Below are 875 nucleotides of genomic sequence, written 5' to 3'. Positions count from 1 at the left end.
GTCAACGCAGACAACCACCAGGTCGCAGTCGGCAGGCCGGGGATATTCGAGGTGTTCGCCAAAGGCTGTTGGGGTGAATGTTATTGCCTTATCAGCATCAGCGGCTGTTCTGCGCTCACCTGTTACCATGCTTGGCTGCTCATGCCGTGCTTTTTCTGCCTGCCCCCACGGTATGGAGGTCTTTTCCGCCGATTTCTTCATTGAGTGGCCTCTGTCCCCCTATATCTTTCCACATGGAAAGATAATACCAGAATAACACCGAAAAACCACGGCTATTCTTTCCATGTGGAAAGAATAGGGGGTGTAGAGTGCGGCATTCGAGGGTTTCAGTGCCAGAAACAGCGGTTCTCTGGGGGCATTCGGCGTTGCCGCCAGGGGCGGTTAAGCAATCATGCGATGGTTGGCATGGGCCGCCCTCCCCCGCCCGTTTTTGAGCACCCGGAAGACCCGCGCAAGCACGCGCTCCAGGCTTTCATTGCCCTGGTAGTTCGTGTCGATGTATTCATAGTGTTGGGATTCACGGGTTACCCAATGCACTTCGTTGGCGAGCATTTGTTGAATCCGTTGTGCATGGTCGCGGATGTCCGCCTCGGGGTCAGCCTTCACCCGCTGCTGCTGTCGGCATAGCAGGTTTGTTGCCGTTGTGTTCAGCCCGATGCGAAACAGCGGAATATCTTGCTCCAGACAATATTGCGTAATCGCGGCCAGGCCGCAGGGGGTTACCTCTTTCACCCCGGTATTGTTGGGGGCGCCGTATTGATGCAGATCGTTCTTCAGTTATTCTTGACATCCTCACTCGCCCTGAAGGGCGAGGATTCCTCCATCGAGACGGGGATGCCCCCCCGCGGCAAGGATATTTTTAGCCGCGTTGATGT

2 protein-coding genes are annotated in these 875 nt (G+C 55.7%); both read right to left on the bottom strand.

Annotated features, from left to right (window positions below; all coding sequences use genetic code 11):
* A partial coding sequence (locus ACOCD2_RS22680; RefSeq protein WP_419598526.1) for a hypothetical protein occupies nt 1-201 on the bottom strand: 201 nt, incomplete at its 3' end.
* 180 nt (nt 202-381) lie between these two features.
* Nucleotides 382-732 (bottom strand): hypothetical protein, encoded by a 351-nt coding sequence (locus ACOCD2_RS22675; RefSeq protein WP_293650484.1) that lies wholly within the window; start codon nt 730-732, stop codon nt 382-384.
* Nucleotides 733-875 lie beyond the last annotated feature (143 nt).

The sequence above is a fragment of the Thiolapillus sp. genome, from assembly GCF_048562965.1.
Classification (GTDB): domain Bacteria; phylum Pseudomonadota; class Gammaproteobacteria; order Chromatiales; family Chromatiaceae; genus Thiolapillus; species Thiolapillus brandeum_A.
Note: the sequence above shows the minus strand (reverse complement) of the source record. Positions and strands in the feature narration are given on the sequence as shown.